At 56.9% G+C, this 15,866-nt stretch carries 17 protein-coding genes and 1 tRNA gene; 9 read left to right on the top strand and 9 right to left on the bottom strand.

Translation table 11 applies throughout. The features are described 5' to 3' along the window. Positions 1-121: 121 nt before the first annotated feature. The 4 genes from NSND_RS07540 (at position 122) to NSND_RS07525 (ending at position 2,921) form a co-directional block, all read left to right on the top strand. On the top strand, positions 122-370 hold the full coding sequence (locus tag NSND_RS07540; protein WP_080878393.1) for a plasmid mobilization protein: 249 nt from the start codon (positions 122-124) through the stop codon (positions 368-370). 144 nt (positions 371-514) lie between these two features. Beyond that, positions 515-1,519: a replication initiation factor domain-containing protein gene (locus NSND_RS07535; RefSeq protein ID WP_080878392.1), complete on the top strand. Its 1,005-nt coding sequence runs from the start codon at positions 515-517 to the stop codon at positions 1,517-1,519. 42 nt (positions 1,520-1,561) lie between these two features. Next, positions 1,562-1,870 carry a helix-turn-helix domain-containing protein gene (locus tag NSND_RS07530; protein WP_143833459.1) on the top strand — a complete coding sequence of 103 codons (309 nt, stop codon included), beginning with the start codon at positions 1,562-1,564 and terminating at the stop codon, positions 1,868-1,870. Then, positions 1,857-2,921, top strand: a complete 1,065-nt coding sequence (locus NSND_RS07525; protein ID WP_080878390.1) for a tyrosine-type recombinase/integrase — start codon at positions 1,857-1,859, stop codon at positions 2,919-2,921. The genes NSND_RS07530 and NSND_RS07525 overlap by 14 nt, the downstream gene beginning before the upstream one ends. Before the next feature lie 5 nt (positions 2,922-2,926). Here NSND_RS07525 and NSND_RS07520 read toward each other — a convergent pair. From NSND_RS07520 to NSND_RS07495, 6 genes are all read right to left on the bottom strand, one after another. Then, positions 2,927-3,003 (bottom strand) — tRNA-Arg (locus NSND_RS07520). 110 nt (positions 3,004-3,113) lie between these two features. Then, complete coding sequence (locus NSND_RS07515) at positions 3,114-3,524, bottom strand: hypothetical protein (protein ID WP_080878389.1); 411 nt, start codon at positions 3,522-3,524, stop codon at positions 3,114-3,116. An 81-nt stretch (positions 3,525-3,605) separates the two neighbouring features. Next, a complete protein-coding gene (locus NSND_RS07510) occupies positions 3,606-4,976 on the bottom strand; it encodes a DUF4340 domain-containing protein (protein WP_080878388.1) in 1,371 nt (456 codons plus the stop codon). A 4-nt stretch (positions 4,977-4,980) separates the two neighbouring features. Beyond that, entirely contained in the window at positions 4,981-6,510 is a 1,530-nt protein-coding gene (locus NSND_RS07505) for a GldG family protein (RefSeq protein WP_080878387.1), read from the bottom strand. Further along, entirely contained in the window at positions 6,501-7,271 is a 771-nt protein-coding gene (locus NSND_RS07500) for an ABC transporter permease (protein WP_159450682.1), read from the bottom strand. Before NSND_RS07500 ends, NSND_RS07505 begins: the two co-directional genes overlap by 10 nt. A gap of 4 nt (positions 7,272-7,275) precedes the next feature. Continuing rightward, complete coding sequence (locus NSND_RS07495; RefSeq protein WP_080878385.1) at positions 7,276-8,244, bottom strand: ABC transporter ATP-binding protein; 969 nt, start codon at positions 8,242-8,244, stop codon at positions 7,276-7,278. A 248-nt stretch (positions 8,245-8,492) separates the two neighbouring features. Between NSND_RS07495 and NSND_RS07490 the strand changes: the two genes are divergently transcribed. The 5 genes from NSND_RS07490 (at position 8,493) to NSND_RS07475 (ending at position 11,824) form a co-directional block, all read left to right on the top strand. Beyond that, positions 8,493-8,870, top strand: a complete 378-nt coding sequence (locus NSND_RS07490) for a hypothetical protein (protein WP_080878384.1) — start codon at positions 8,493-8,495, stop codon at positions 8,868-8,870. Between the two features lie 56 nt (positions 8,871-8,926). Further along, the gene (locus NSND_RS07485; RefSeq protein ID WP_080878383.1) at positions 8,927-9,586 is read left to right on the top strand and encodes a hypothetical protein; all 660 of its coding nucleotides are present in this window, start codon (positions 8,927-8,929) and stop codon (positions 9,584-9,586) included. 493 nt (positions 9,587-10,079) lie between these two features. Continuing rightward, positions 10,080-10,598, top strand: coding sequence for a septal ring lytic transglycosylase RlpA family protein (locus tag NSND_RS07480; protein ID WP_200810512.1), 519 nt, complete (start codon positions 10,080-10,082; stop codon positions 10,596-10,598). Between the two features lie 127 nt (positions 10,599-10,725). Next, a complete protein-coding gene (locus tag NSND_RS20915) occupies positions 10,726-10,929 on the top strand; it encodes a hypothetical protein (protein WP_143833458.1) in 204 nt (67 codons plus the stop codon). A gap of 64 nt (positions 10,930-10,993) precedes the next feature. Further along, a complete protein-coding gene (locus NSND_RS07475) occupies positions 10,994-11,824 on the top strand; it encodes a HEAT repeat domain-containing protein (RefSeq protein WP_080878381.1) in 831 nt (276 codons plus the stop codon). Positions 11,825-11,832: 8 nt separating this feature from the next. On the opposite strand, the gene NSND_RS07470 is transcribed toward NSND_RS07475, so the two are convergent. Genes NSND_RS07470 through glgP form a run of 3 tightly spaced genes read right to left on the bottom strand, consistent with a single transcriptional unit; the run spans position 11,833 to position 15,850 of the window. After that, on the bottom strand, positions 11,833-12,267 hold the full coding sequence (locus NSND_RS07470) for a hypothetical protein (RefSeq protein ID WP_080878380.1): 435 nt from the start codon (positions 12,265-12,267) through the stop codon (positions 11,833-11,835). Positions 12,268-12,282: 15 nt separating this feature from the next. Beyond that, complete coding sequence (locus tag NSND_RS07465) at positions 12,283-13,659, bottom strand: HEAT repeat domain-containing protein (protein WP_159450681.1); 1,377 nt, start codon at positions 13,657-13,659, stop codon at positions 12,283-12,285. Positions 13,660-13,690: 31 nt separating this feature from the next. Then, on the bottom strand, positions 13,691-15,850 hold the full coding sequence (gene glgP, locus NSND_RS07460; protein WP_080878378.1) for an alpha-glucan family phosphorylase: 2,160 nt from the start codon (positions 15,848-15,850) through the stop codon (positions 13,691-13,693). Positions 15,851-15,866: the final 16 nt, after the last annotated feature.

Here is a 15,866-nt window from a genome sequence, read left to right as displayed (position 1 = left end):
TGTGGTTGCCGCATACGACAAAAGACCGAAACGCCGTGTATGGTGAGTCCATGTCAAAATAGGCAACTTGATATTGCCGTGGATATAATATACGATATAATATATTTAATAGGGAGAAGCTATGCGGACCGATGACGCAAAGACCGAAACACTACAGTTCAAGGTCACCGACCAAGAACGCAAACTGATCGAGCGGTGTGCTCAGGACGAAGGCACGACCGTGTCCAAGTACGTCCGTGGTGCGGTCCTCATGAGCATGGTGATGGATGGCAAGGCCGAGGCGATCAAAATCGTGGCGCGAGAGGTCGGAGAAAAAGCCTTTGGCGTAGTCAGACAGAAGCTTGTCCGACCGACCACGGAGGGACGCTAGGAACGTGCTATCCGGCCTACCATCAAGAGGTGATGCCGGTCCGCGCCGCATGCCGGAAGGCTGCGGGGCGGAGCGGAATGGCCCCCGTCTTGGTAACACGGGGGCGCTACCCACAGCGCTCCGTACAGGAGTTCGATAGATTCTATGGATTCGAGCTTCACCCTCACCATTGATTGGCTCGCCTTTACGGTCCTGGCCACCAATCCCCAAGAAACCATGAAGGTCCTCGGTGGCGATTGGAGCAAGGCCAAAGGTGGATTTCGAGGCTATCCCTTGTCCTGGATGCGGGCAGACGGGCTACGCGGCGTCGGAAAACTGGGCACGAATGCGCCTCGTCGTCCGAATGAAATCCATGTGGATTTGTCGGGCGGCCTGGCGTCCGCCCTGACACTGGATCAGATCCGAACCCTCCTCAAGTGGGTGCACAAGCAGCAAGGGCACGTGACACGGATTGATTGTGCGCTGGATGACCGAGGGGGAACGGTGCCAGTGGCAACCATCCGAGAAGCGGTCTCGGCAGGCCAATGCGTCACAAGGGCAGCTCAGGTCCGGCATATCGTCTCGAACCTGACCCACGGCACCGGGGCGACGACCGGTGAGACGATGTACTTTGGAAGTCCGCAGAGTCAGACCCTCTTGCGGATTTATGACAAGCGGCTCGAACTTCAGAGCAAAGGACATGAGAACTGGCAGGACTACGGGACACGGTGGGAATTAGAACTCAAGAAGGATCGCGCCGAACAATGCGCGAGAGCATTAGCCAGTTTAGATGAAGCCGATTGGAAGGAGTTGGTAGTTGGCTTACTGAGATCGTATGTGGATTTCCGGCAGATTCCGAAGGATGCCGAGGATGAAGAACGGTACCGGGCTCCAGTGTTGGAGTGGTACGCCCTCCTGACGGAGGGATTTCAGAAGGGGCGATTGGCCCAGGAGAAGCAGGTGCAGACCCTGCAAAACGTGAAACGATGGGTGAGTGACACCCTGACGCCGATGTTGGCGGTCATTTGTGCCACCCCTGGAGGGGAAGAATGGCTACTGAACGAAATTGTCAGGGGCATCTCCAGGTGGAAGGACCGACACCGGAGCTTGCTCAAGCAACCCACTCGGTTTCACCGGACTGCCGGCGGCCACGCGGGCAGCCCATGTTAGGGGGACTGGGGGTGTCGGCAGACTCCCCCGGTGTATCTGCACATGCTTACCGTCAAAGAGCTCTCGGCTTGGCTCAATATCAAAGAATCCACACTCTATCTCTGGGTTTCCAAGAGCAAGATTCCTTGCCGTCGTATTCATGGTCTTGTCCGCTTTGAACCTGAGGCGATCCAGGCCTGGCTGAAAAGCTTTGAAACCAGTCTCGACAAGCCGCTCCCACTGCCGACTCACGACGAGACCAGCGACCTCGACCGACTCATTGAAGCGGCCAAATCCGAGGTCTATACTCGCCACGGGGAAACTATCACACCGAGCCCACGCACGAAGGAGGAGCAGCATGGGGCTCGTTAAACGGAACAATATCTGGTGGATGTCATTTACGTTTCAAGGGCGGCAAGTGCGGCGATCGACGGAAACCTCGGACAAAAAGTTGGCCGAAGCCATTCTCAGTAAAGTCAGAGTGCAGATTGTGGAAGGAAAGTACTTCGACAAGCCGAAAGAGGAAGCCAGGACATTCCGAGAGTTGATGGATCGTTATTTGCGCGAGCATGCCAGCCGACGGTCGCACTACCGTCGATATGTGAACATGGTGACGAATCTTAATGCGCATTTTGGGAATCCCAAGTTGGAGCAAGTGATGCCGAAAACGATCGTGGCCTTTAAGAATAAGCGGTATGCGGATGGGGTAAGACCGGCCACGATCAATCGCGAATTGGCGCTCATGAAGAAGGCCTTCAATTTGGCTTGTCGCGAATGGGAATGGACCAAGGAGAATCCGGTGTGCCGGGTGTCCATGGAACGAGAGAACAATACGAGGGATCGATGGCTGACGTGTGAGGAAGAGCGACGACTCCTTGCGGCTGCAGCACCGTGGTTACAGGACGTGATCGTCTTCGCGATTCATACGGGGATGCGATGTGGGGAAATTCTCAACCTCACATGGGCCGGTGTGGACCTCAATCGACGAACCGCCACGGTGTTTAAATCGAAGAACGGGGAGCGGCGGACAATTCCGCTCAGTCATACGCTGGTGCAGGCTCTTCAAGCTCGTGGCCGGCGTGTTGATTCGGAGTTAGTGTTTACGAGCGCGGCAGGCACACCCTTGGACGCTCCCAATCTACGACGGAGTTTCCGATTAGCGCTCAAGCACGGACAGGTGTCTGATTTCCGGTTCCATGACCTGCGCCATACCTGTGCGACACGCATGGTGCAGGCTGGTGTGGACTTGTACAAGGTTCAGCGGATTCTCGGGCATAAATCGCCGATGATGACGCAGCGGTATGCGCATCATTATCCGGAAAGTTTGCGGGATGGAGTGGCGATTTTCGATGCGGGAAGGGCGTTTAGCACAAATTTAGCACAAGCGGCGATTCGGCCAGAGCAGGTTTCGCTAACTTGTTGAAAAATTGGTGCCCCCGACACGAATTGAACGTGCGACCCGCGGTTTAGGAAACCGCTGCTCTATCCAACTGAGCTACGGGGGCGTGGGGATACGATACTGAAAGCGAGGAGGATTGTCTACCTTAAGTGACGCGCCTCCGAAGGGGCGGCTGCCACCTTCGGAGGTGAGTCGGTCTCGAGAAGCGAGAGGGTGCTAGCGTCGATTGGCTTGGTCGCGCTGGCAGCTCTCTTCGGCCAACATCCGTTGCCCGACTGAGCCGTCTTTGGGAATGCGTGCCATGCAGGCTTCAAGGCTATCACCTGCAGCACCGGCCGCCGCCCTGTTTCCACTCTTTGCAGTGGCATTCCCGGCGATCGACTGACGAAGCGCCTCATCCCTCTGACAGCCTTCTTCGGCGAGCTGACGCGTGCCCGCCGTGCCGCCGGATTGGATGCGTGCCAGGCAGGATTGCAGTGAGTCATAGGCCTGCGCGGAGGCTTTCATGGCAGCGCTCGAAGATGGTGTCGATCCGCCGCCGGTCATGGTTTCTTCCGTAGCACAGGCACTGAGTAACAACAGAGATAAGGACAGAACTACAGCACCGTGAGAACGCGAGTTCGTCATTGAAGGATCCTCCTTGATCAAGAGCGATGGGCGCACAGTAGCATAAACCTTCTCTATCTGGAAACACCTCCGGAAGGTCGTTTAGGGGGGTGGCCCCGGACCCTGGCCCAGGAGTGCGAGTCGGGAGGGAATTTGTTTCAGCAGGTCGGGGCGTACCTGGAATATCCCTGGAATTCGATGGCCGATGGCATACACGAGTCCGCCGACTTGATTGCCCATTGCGAGGCGTCCGGCGACGCGCCCGTCCTTCCCGGTAGCGACGAATTCAACCACGGGAGCCACGAGGCCATAGGGCGCCAGCGGGCCGGCTTGTTTCAGGACACGTTCTTCCGCCGGCAGATTGACGATACGGCTGACGAGCAGGTCCGCGACGTCCTGACGAAGCTTCTCTGTCGGCTGATCCTCGAGGATCCATTCGTTCCGGTCATGAATGAGCACGTACTGCTCTTCGCGTGTCTTGATCGAGAGCATGGCGATGTCGCCGGTATCCACTCCGAGCAGTCGCTTATCCTGGAGGGTAAAGAGGTCTTTGGTCAGGTCCTTGATCGCCGAGGGGCTGATTTTGTATATCGGGCCGTCCGGGGTGGTTTGGGCATAGGCTTCTCCACTTGCCGGGTCGGGCTGATAGAGGCGGACCACGTGGTCCACCCCGGCCGCACTCAAGGTGACTTTTATTTTGGGTTTGGTCAGCATGGGTGCGAGCTTTTCCCGCTCAGGCCCCTGATCGACGATCGAGAGCGCTTTAAGATCTTCCAATCGGAAGAGGAGGGCTAGGATCTCGGTGCGGTCCCCCTCAGCTTCAATGGGATAGCGGATTTTCCATTTCTTTTTCGGCTTTTCGTCCAACGCGTAGAGCACGATTTCTGTTGTGGGATAGGTGAGGCGCAGTCGCTCCGTCTCCTGCTGATTGAACTGCAACAATTCCTTGCGGCGGAATGAGAGCAGGGTTCGGTTCAGAAAGTCTTTGGGGGCCAGGTCCGTCAAAAGTACGGCCTCGTCGGACGTTCTCAGCACATAGAGGGTGGAGAACAGGGGGCCGGCATCGCCGATCGAGAGCGTTTCCTGCTTGTCTCCTGCGGTCAGGGTGACGACTGTTGAAGGGTGGTCGAGGCCGAACGGAGCCAATGAGGCTGGATGTGTTTCGACAAGGCGCGAGACCTTGCCCATGATCAACGCGCGGATCAAGGCCTGCACCTGCCGCTGGTCGGCGTCGGTTTGAAGGGGTGCGGTAATGGTCCAGGGTTGGCCAGGTGAGTGAGTCAATACCACCTCGCCGGATTGGCTGCGAACCGTCAGCGATGTGATCTGTGCCTCGGTGAACGGCAGAATTTGTTTGGCTTGGGTGGCGGTTGCCACTTCGGTACGTTGGTCGGGGAGTTCGACGAGGTAGAGGTACAGTCCAAGCCCTGCCAACACGCCTGCCAGTATGAGCGTCGACCAGTAGCGCGCCATGGTCTTACAAACGACGCCGCTTCCGCCACACTAGGAGGCCGCACAGGATAGTCATCGCCGGGAGCAGAATAACCTGAACGTAGAGCAGAATGCGTTCCTGGAGCGGGTTGGGGGTAAAGGGACGCACAGCAGGGTCTTTGGGCGTGAGGGAGATGAGATCCCGTTCTTCCGAGAGCCATCCCACCGTGCGTTGAAAGAAATCGCTGTTGCCGACGAAGTTGATAAACCCGTTGCTGGCAAATGCGGAGTTGCCGACGACGACTACGGCGGGGCGCGGTTTGCCTTCTTCGGGCGCTTGCTTGGGGGTCAAGGCTGCAGCCAGCGCGAGGGGGCCTTGGACGTCTTCCTTTTCGGTGTAGCTGACGACGCGTCCTTTCATATCGGTTTCGGCCCAGCTGCGCGGCGAGGTGCGCGCGAGAGGAACATAGTCCCACTCTTTGCCTGATTCCTCCTGGAACGTGAGATGGCGAGCCAGGGGAAACAGCACGGCCGCCGTCAATTCATGGGTGATTTCGTGGTCGGTAAACGTGCGGACCAAGAGGGCGGTCAGGTCTCCCTGCGCCAGTCGGTCCTGTAGATCGACCAGGACCCCCGGCCCTAGTTCAAGTCCCCAGGTTTTGAGCAGGTCGTCCATATTCGACTGGGTATCGGGATCGACCATCACCAGGACGTGTCCCCCCTTCACCACGTAGGCCTGGATGCGTTCCTTCTCCTCTTTGGTCAGCGCTCGCCGTGGGCCGGCAATGATCAGGACATCGGTGTTCTCAGGCACTGCGGATTCCTGCAGCAAGGTGAGGGTGCCGATGTCATATCCCTGCTTTTGCAGCACTTCTTTGGTCAGCGTCAGCCCGCCGCGATCGGTATCGTCCAGGCTCCGCTCGCCATGCCCTTCCAGAAACACAACCCGCTTCTTGGTATCTTTGGACACCCGAACGAGCGCGCCGGTAATTTCTACCTCGGCCGGGGACGTAATGCGAACCGATTGCGGGCCGCTTTCAAAGATCGCGATATCGGTTCTGGTGATGCCATAGTTTTGTGCGACTTTCGGCTGACGCTCGGGGTCGATGAATTGGACGGTCAGCTTGGAACTGGCCTGCCGATAACTGTCGAAGCGTTCCTTGTACGCCTGGTACCCTGGGTCCTTCTCCCGCGTGAACACTGTGATGCTGATATCCCGCGTGAGGTTGCGAAGGACACGATAGGTTTCCGGCGCGAGCGTATAGTTCTGATTCTCGGAGAAGTCCCAGCGGATCGAATGTCGCGCCGCGAGGAAGTTGACGATGGCGAGGATGCCGAGAAACAGCGCCACCATGAGCACACTGTTGGCGCCCATGCGGGTCGATCGTTGGGAGGTAAAGGTCTTGAGCCGTTCGAAGTGGATGGCAAAGGCCCAAATGAGCGAGACCAGGGCCAGCCCTTCCAGTAGCGTCACGAGCCACAGTTTGTCCGGTACCAGGGTGTAGGTGATCACTCCGGCAATGGCCAGCCCGGTTCCGATGGCGCCGATAGGAAGGGGGCGACGAGTTATTTCCATCGTGACGAATCCACCACTCGGTGCGCGAGGAATAGCATTAAAACGGTACCACTGACGTAATAAACCAGATCTTTTGTGTCGACCAAGCCACGAACCAAATGATCGAAGTGTTCCATGAACGAGAGATAGGAGACCACGTGGCCGGCCGGCGTGTCACCTAGCAGCGAGCCGAGGCCCGCCAACAGCCAACACATCAAGAGCAGGCCGAAGCTGGTAAAGGCGGCCACGATTTGATTCTCTGTGATGGATGAGGCAAAGAGGCCGACGGCCAGAAAGAACCCTCCGAGGAGTGTCATGCCCAGGTAGCCGGTCAGGACGGGATACCAATCGAAATCGCTGAAGAGGGCCAGTGTGAGCGGAACCAGGGTGGTCAGGAGCAGCATTCCGAGGAACACAAGGTACACGCTGATGAATTTCCCGACAATAATCTCACTGACCCGCACGGGGGCGGTCATCAAAAATTCGAAGGTCCGCAGTTTTCGTTCCTCGGCCAGGAGTCGCATGGTGAGAATAGGGAGGATCAACAGCAACACGAAGCGCATGCTGGCAAAGAGATTGCGGAAGACCAGATCGTTCAGATTGATCTGCGCGGTGCCGCCCTGCATCTGCATCAACTGAATGGCTTGAGCTCCGGTAAACACAATATAGAGGTAAGCGAGGAAGCCAAAGGTGAGCAGGAAGACGGCGCCGACGACATAGACGATCGGGGAGACGAAATAGGATCGCAGTTCTTTCGCGATAATGGCTTGAACTGGTGGCATCGGGCTAGTGTAGTTCGCTTTCGCTTGCATCGTCCGCTTTCGGCAGACCGTCTTCCCGCTGAGTCAGTTTCAGGAAGACGTCTTCCAAGGTCATAGAGACCGATTTCATCTCAAGCAATCCCCAATGCTGGCCCACTGCAAACCGTGCGACTTCTTCTCGTATATCTCTGCCGAGGGCGCACTCGATGAGAACGGTGTGGGGCTCAGATGTCGTCAGCGCATGCTCGACCCCGGCGACCTCGCGAAATCGCTCGAGGACATCTGCCGGTGGAGCTTTGAGGGTCACGCTTATTTTTTCCGATCGTCGGAGCCTGGCGGACAGTTGGTCGGGCGTGTCTTCGGCGACGATCCGGCCGCCGTTGATGATCACGACACGCTGACAGACGGCCGTGGCTTCAGGGAGAATGTGGGTGCTCAAAATCACTGAGTGAGAGCCGGCCAGGCTCTTGATCAATTCTCTAATTTCGATGATTTGTTTTGGGTCGAGACCTACCGTGGGTTCGTCCAGGATCAGAACCGGGGGATCGTGAATCAGCGCTTGGGCCAGGCCGACTCGCTGGCGGTACCCGCGTGACAGATTGGCGATGAGTCGCTGGCGGACAGATCCTAAGGAAAGCCGTTCCATGACACGGTCCATGCCGGCCGTCAGCTCTGCGCCACTGAGTCCGCGGAGTTGTCCAACGAAGGCGAGGTATTCGGAGACAGTGAGTTCTTGATACACCGGCGGCGTCTCGGGTAAATAGCCGATTCGCTTTTTCACCTCATCCGGTTGCTCTGCACAATCGAACCCTGCGACCTGCGCTGTCCCTTCCGTTGCCGGAATGAAAGAGGTTAGGATTCGCATGGTCGTGGTTTTTCCAGCGCCATTCGGGCCGAGGAATGCCAGCACCTCACCTTTGTCCACACGAAAGGTGACGCGGTCGATCGCCGTCAGGTTGCCATACCGTTTTGTGATGTTGCGAACTTCGATCATGCAGTCGAGAGAGACGGCTGGATGGGTGTGATTCCTGCTGTTCGTTGATACGGCACGTGGTGTGGCAAATCGATCTGGATATTACCGACCGCCTTCGGTGCAGTCAAGAGACGGATGTGGCTCCTGGCTTTCCGGGACGGCAGGAAAAGCCCTCGTCCGTCTTTACAGCGTGATGTGTAACTGCTAAAGTTCCGCGACTTTATCCATCAAGTTGCTCCGCACAATGAATGAAAAGAGGTTCGTCTGGGATGAGGAGTGATATCAATCAGCCGAGACCGAGCTTGCTCGGTGTGTTAGTGATCGGCGCCGCACTCTGTGTCGCCCTTGCCGGCCTCGGAAGTTTTCTGACCTCGGTCTATGCTGCCAGTAACACGGTGCACGAGATCAAAGGAACGGTTGAAGCCGTCAACCTAGCAGATGACCCTCCGGTCATCGTGGTCAGGGGGCAGCACGGAGCAAATGAAGCCACGGTGGTCGGTGCGGTGCTCAAGCAGGGTGCCACCATCGTGCGCGGGAAAAAGCGGATCGGACTCGATCAAATTCATGCGGGAGACAAAGTGACGCTGAAGTATGTCAAAACTCGTGACGGCCTCGCCGTTCGATCAATTGTGCTCCACCGCAATTAGGCAATGATTAGTCACCAGTTATGGATTTGTTACTCACAAGGAGGTAGAGAGATTTTATGATTCGACAGCATGTGGTGCGGGGGACATCTGCGCCGGTGGCCGTCGGGTTGCTGCTCCTGTTGGGCTGCTCCGGAAAAGGCGACATTATTCCGATGAACCTGACCCCCAAAATGCAAACGGATACCACTAGTGCGGTTCAGGTGGTGAAGCCTATGGCGGGGCCTCGAGTGATGGTCATTCCGTTTGAAGATGGGCGGCCCGATCGAACCAAGGTTGGGAGTCGGAGTTCGATGTGGGGAGGCGACACATACTTTAACGTGTCGAGCGGTAGTGCTGGCGAGGAAACCGCCCAGGCTTTTGCCGATTATCTCAAGCGCAAAGGATGGCAAGCGCAGTACGCCAAGACTGCCCCGGCAGCATCAGAAGCCGGTCCCGATGTTGTGCTTTCCGGGAAGATTCTCGAACTGGCGGTCGATGCCCGGCGCGGGGTATTTCTCACCGATATTGAAGCCCGAACCAAACTGGTCATTCAGGCGAGCAACCGAGAAGATAACAGCGCACTCGTACGAACCGACGCTCATTCAGGTAGCCATGACAATGTGTTGTGGTTCGAGCCGCAGGATGGGGAAAGTATCCTGTCAGAAGTGTTGGAGAAGAATTTCGAGCGGTTCGTAGTAAACACCAAATTTGAAGACCGGGGTATTCGATTTCGTTAGATCGTGTTGCCAGTGGGAAATCGAACTGTCGGGCTGGCCTGATTTCATACGGTTGATCCGAGAGCCCGACAATTTGGGCTTGTGTTCACTCTGGAACTATCAGCAGTTCCAAGCGTTGAGGCATCCTGCGTATCAGTGAGCGGAAGAAATTCATTTGTGTCGTTGTTCGGCTCTGTTCAGCAAAATCATAGACTTCTTCTTCGTTGAGCGTTGAATTGTCTGCCTATTTGTAGGGGGCGTCTGCTACCCAGACGGTATTGTCGCCAAGGGCAATCTTGCGTAGCCTGACCTCACTGAGTAGGAGAGTTGTCTGACAGGCGGTGAGGTGTAGGCTTTCACACGAGGTGCTTCTATGGACATGAACTCCCGGAACCCTTTCCGTCGTAAGGCCGGTTACGCTGTGATTCCTCTGGCTGGCTGGCTTCTCTTGAGTGCTTGTTCTGCGTTGCCGAAAGGCGAGCTTACATTGGACCTCGGTATTAAAGATCGGGGAGTGGCCTCATGGTATGGCAAGGAGTTTCATGGAAAGCTCGCAGCGAATGGGGAGGCCTTCGATATGACGGCCTACACTGCTGCTCATCGCAAACTGCCGTTAGGTAGTGTGGTTCGTGTGGTCAATTTGACCAATGGGAAAACCGTTCAAGTTCGAATCAACGATCGGGGGCCTTACGTTGCAGGGCGTATGCTGGATCTTTCGCATGCGGCGGCTCGAGAGTTAGGCATGGTTGAAGCCGGTACCACGGCGGTGCAGATTGAGGTGATTGGAGATCATCGTCCGGTCGCGCAGATTCCCTCGACGAAGATTCCTGCTGTGTCCGGTATGGTATTGAATACGGATATGCGAGCAGTGAGGCAACATCGTCGCCCGGAGGAGGGAGTTGAAAGACCTGCCGTTCCTGTAAGAATGATGCCACAAGAAGCGCTCTATGTGAGGCGTGAGCGCCGTATCGGCAGTATGTTGGCAGCCGACCACACAGCTCACAATACCGTCCCCGTCCTCATCCTATCCTAAGTGGGCGGTACTCCGTTAGTTGACACTTCCGCCCGTACTTGATTAGACTGCCTCCTCTGGAGTGATGCCTGATTGCGCCGTCATTTCTTATGTTTGTTGATCTTAATTGTTGGAGGTTGAAAGCTGAATGGCAAAGAAACCAGTTGGTGAATCAGACGAGGTCCGACTCAAGAAAAAAATTGCGGTACGAGTAACAAAAGAAGCAAAACTTTCAGGTGATCCGGCTGCCCGCTCTTTACACAAACGGCTCAAGCGAGTGCAGCGCAAACGGCGTGCGCTTGCGTTGAGAAAAAAGCATGCTGCTGGAAATCAGACTGAAGCGAAGTCCTAAGCGGTTGCGGGATTGACGGATTTGATCGCCACGCCCACCCCTCTGCGGAACAAGGAACATTGATATGGAACACACTGGTGAAAAAGAAGAACAGGCCCAGGCTGTTTCCCCCATTAGTCAGGTTGAGGATGAGACTTTGACAGATCAGGTCTCAGATCAACTGGCTGCTTCCTTGGATTCTTCGGCAGGCGCCCAGGACCTCACTGATCCATTGCAGGAAGTGGTTCTTGAGGAGGAGCAGGTCAAGGACGAGATCGATATTCAAATCGATCTTCTCAAGGATCCTGATTGGGTGGTCAGGCGAGAAGCTGCAATCACGCTGGGAGAAATGGGCGATGAGCGTTGCGTCGAACCGCTTGCTGCGGCTCTTCGCGATGGTGACTGGCAGGTGCGGGAAGTTGCGATTGAGGGGATCGGGCAGATCGGTTCTCCTGCCGTCGAGGTGTTGCTTAAGTTGCTCAGAGATTGGGATGTGCGGAAGTCCGCAATCATGGCTCTGGGGAAAATTCGTGATGAACGGGTGCTTGAGCCTCTGATGCAACAGCTCCGAAATGATGAGTTCATGGAGGATGCCACCGATGCCTTGGTTAATCTTGGTGAGCCGGCTCTGCCTGGTTTGATCAAGGCGTTGAAAGACAAAGAAGAGTTAGTGCGGAAGCAAGCGGTGATTGCGTTGGGGCGGATTAAGTCTCCCGAAGCCATCGATCCGCTGATTGAAATGTTGCAGAATAAGGACTGGTTCACTCGGCTGACAGCTGCCGCGGCACTTGAAGCTATCGGCGATGAGCGTGGTCGCGAAGCGATCAAGCCATTGCTGAAAGACAGTGATATGGTGGTTAAGATGCGAGTTGAGCGTATTCTTGCAAAGTGGAAGAAGCAACCGGCCGCTGTTTAACGACAGCTTCACTTGCGGAGCAGGAGGTCTAGTTCTTTTTGGACGTCGTCGAGCTTCGTAGCAGAAACCTTCTTTCCGAGGGATAGTTCCAAGCGAAGTTCTCTGATTTTTCCTGCCAGCTCTTTGACCTGAGCATTAGGATCTACTTGTTTCCCCCCACGGGTGGCTAGCTCGAGTGAGTCGATAGCCGCTGCCAGTTCCTTTGCAGCATTGGTTGTATTTTTGTCGTAAAGTTCAGCCTTCGCTTGCACTACTTTGGATTTTGCGTCGATGAGGCTTTGGCGGCGATGCAGATCCCGTTCTACTCCCAGGGTGGTATCCACGACATTCCGCGAGAAATCCCGCACCGTTTGCTCAAGATTGTTCGCCGGCTGTTTGCCCCAGAGGTATCCGAATCCGAACGAGAGGGCTAGTAGCATCAATAGCCCTATGAATCTGAGCATACTGATTCTCAGCCCCTAGCGGGCGCTCCCTTGTTTGTCTTTTCGAGACAATATGTGGATAAGGCTTCCTGCTGAAGCTATCCGAACCGTGGGATCCGAATCTTGGAGGCCGGTTTTAAGTGGAGAGATGAGGGATTTCTGTTGCAGTTTGCCCAGCGCCCGTGCGGCCATGAGTCGTGGGAGCGGCTGCTGGTCTCGAAGTAAGCTTTCGAGCACGGTCAGGGCATTGGGGGTGGTGGCGGCCGCCAGGGCATGCGCAGCACCCCCACGTACGGAGGGATCGGGATGTCGGGCGAGGTCTGCGGCATTCAGAACTGCACTGGCATCACCGAGTCGGAGGAGAGCTTCGACGGCGCTGATACGAACATGCTCATCGGGGTCTCGCAATAGCGGTTGGACAACGCTACGAGTTTCAGTGGCGCCAAGTCGACCGATACTGGAAGCGGCGACACTGCGGACGCGCGGATTCTCATCACTCAGAGCGTGTGTCAGTGGAGCGATCCCGTCGGTGCTACCGAATTCTCCTAGAGCCCCCGCTGCGAAGGCACGGACGGCAGGATGGGGATCGTAGACGGCTTGGCTCAAGATCGACAGGCTGGCAGGTCGACGCAATCGTCCGAGCACACCCAGTGCTGCCATGCGCACCTCAGGGTCGGGGAGCGTGACGGCATTGGAGATGTCGGTCAGGACGTCCGTTCGTCCAAGCTTGTACAATCCTGCGAAGGCAAAGATGGATTCCGGACCCTCATCGACGCGGGCGATTTCAGTCAGTTGATCCGTTATGCCGGCGACTTTGGCATCACTGAGGGCATTGATTGCCGCAATGCGAACTCCGGGCGCCTCGTCGCGCAGCGCTCGTTTGAGCGCAGAGGAGCGTCCGGCCAGGCCGGCTCGTCCAATGGCTTCGGCTGCGCGAGCGCGGACGAGCGCCGATGAATCCAACAGGCCGTCTTCGAGTATCGGTAACGTGTCGCTTTCGCCCATTTCCGCCAGCGCCGTATAGGCAGCAATGCGGATATGTTCCTGAGTATCACGGACACGAGTCACAATAAAGCTTCGTGCAATGTCCCGCAATACGGCTGGTTCGTCTGGACGATTGTCCGCAACGAGTTTGGTGTAGAGCTTCCACGCTTCCTCAGGCTTACCAAGTTTGAGATGACTCAGAATGCCATAACGCAGGAGTTCCAACGCTGGTTGCTGGCCAGCGGGTATCTGCTGGAGTAGCTCCAGCACGCGGCTGTATTCAGCCGCCTGGTAGAGCGTCATGGCTTGTCGTTCGACGGGGGTGACGGCGGGCTTGGTCGCTGATGGGACTGCCGTTGCGGAATGCGGGATGGCCCAGGCAAGCAGCGCAAGCCCAACTGGCAGTACCCAGGTCGTGTGTCGGCGCACTCGAGCGAGCTCCGGCCCAGGCCCGGTCATGCTACCACTTGTTCGGGGTGCGCGCGGTGGCCGGTGCATACAGCTGCCTCATGTATTCCTTGACCATCCGTTTGGTGCAGAAGCGGGGGGCGACGGTTTTGATGCTCTCCTTAACAATCTGGAGCCATCCGCGTGGAATGCCATCCAAGTCGCGTTGGTAGAACAGCGGTACGACCTCCTGTTCCAACAACCGGAACAATTGCTCCGCATCGTGAGCGTCCTGCGCCTGGGTGTCCGATCCCTCAGGCAGGGGTTGAATGCCCCATCCGTTGGCGCCGTTGTACCCCTCCTGCCACCAACCATCGAGGACACTGAGGTTAATCACGCCGTTGAGCGCGGCCTTTTGGCCGCTGGTCCCGCTCGCCTCGAGTGGGGCTCTCGGAGTGTTCAGCCAGATATCGACGCCTTGCACCAGGTACTTTGCCATATGCATGTCATAGTCTTCGAGGAAAGCGACGTGACCACCGAGTTTGTGATCGTTGCAGAAACTCAGCACCTCGTGAATGAAGTAGCGCCCAGGTTCGTCGGCCGGGTGCGCTTTGCCTGCAAACACGATCTGGACGGGCCGCCACCGATTGTGGAGCAACTGTTTGAGTCGGTCGAGATCGCGGAAGAGGAGTGTCGCACGTTTGTAGGTCGCGAACCGTCTGGCAAATCCGATCGTGAGGGCTTCCGGGTCCAGCAGCGTTCCCCTGGCGATCGCTTGCATGGGCTGGAGATGGCCGCGAATCCAGCCGTCCCGCGCGCGCTCGCGAATAAACCGCATCAGTTTGCGTCGCGTTGTTTGTCGAACGGCCCAAAGAGCGTCATCCGGCAGGTCCGTGACCCGTTGCCAAATGGTGGGGTCATCGACCCGTTCCGCCCAGTCAGGGCTGAGATATTTGGCATAGAGGGAGTTCGACTCCGGGGAGATCCAGGTGGGCGCGTGGATGCCGTTGGTGAGGCTGCGGATAGGGACGAGGTCCTGCGCCAGGCCAGGCCACAAGTGTTGCCACATTTGTCGAGAGACTCGCCCGTGCTCGCGGCTCACGCCGTTGACGTGGGCCGACAGCCGCATCGCAAGGGCGGTCATGTTGAAGCCGTGTCCTGCGTTTTCCGGCGTTTCGCCCAGGCGTAGGAACTCTTCTCTGGAGAGTCCGAGTTGGCCCCAATAATTGCTGAAGTAGCGATCCATCAGGTGAAACGGAAAAATATCGTGCCCGGCCGGAACGGGGGTGTGGGTGGTGAAGACGGTGCTCTGTCGAACCAGGTCACTCGCTTCAGCATGACTGTGTCCGGTGGTGACGAATTCCCGGATGCGTTCTACGGTCAGGAAGGCCGAATGGCCTTCATTGCAATGCCAGACCGCGGGATTGATGCCCAGGGCGCGCAAGATCCGCACGCCGCCGATCCCGAGCAGAAACTCCTGACAGAGCCTGATTTCCTGGTCTCCACCGTAGAGCCTCGCGGAGAGGGCGCGATCTTCGGGCGTGTTTTCCGGCACATCGGTATCGATGAGATAGAGGGACATTCGTCCGTTACGTACTTGCCACACCAGCACCGTAACCTGGCGGTGGCCGATCTCGACCTTGATGGAGCAGGGGATCCCCGTCGGCGTCATCGCCTGGTGAATCGGCGAATCGTATCGATTGAAGGGGGCGTAGGTGGCTTCCTGCCATCCTTCCGGGTTGATACGCTGCTTGAAATATCCTTGCGGGTACATGAAGCCGATGCCGACGAGAGGAATGCCCAAGTCGCTGGCTTCTTTGCAATGGTCTCCGGCAAGAATGCCGAGTCCGCCGCTATAGATTGGAATAGAAATGTGGAGTCCGAACTCGGCCGAAAAGTAGGCGATGGGAGAATTCTGGAGTGCGGAGAACTCCGTCGCCGCCCAGGTGTTCTTATTACTCAGATATTCGTCGAAGGCGCGTAACACCGCGGAGTATTGCCGGACGAAATTCGGATCGCCGGCCAAGGTTACAAAGCGTTCAGGTTTCACGCCGGAGAGCAGCTGGACCGGGTTGTGATGGGTGAGGAACCAGAGTGTAGGGTCGATGGACTCAAACAGCTGACGTGCCGGTTGATTCCAACTCCACCAGAGATTGCGGGCCAGTTCACCGAGTCGATGCAGGCTTTGGGGAACCGTATCTTGAGGGGGTTGTATGTGGTCGGGTGCTTGCACGACGCCTCCGTGGAAT

The sequence above is a fragment of the Nitrospira sp. ND1 genome (assembly GCF_900170025.1).
Lineage (GTDB): Bacteria > Nitrospirota > Nitrospiria > Nitrospirales > Nitrospiraceae > Nitrospira_A.
This window is presented reverse-complemented; position numbering and strand designations above follow the sequence as displayed.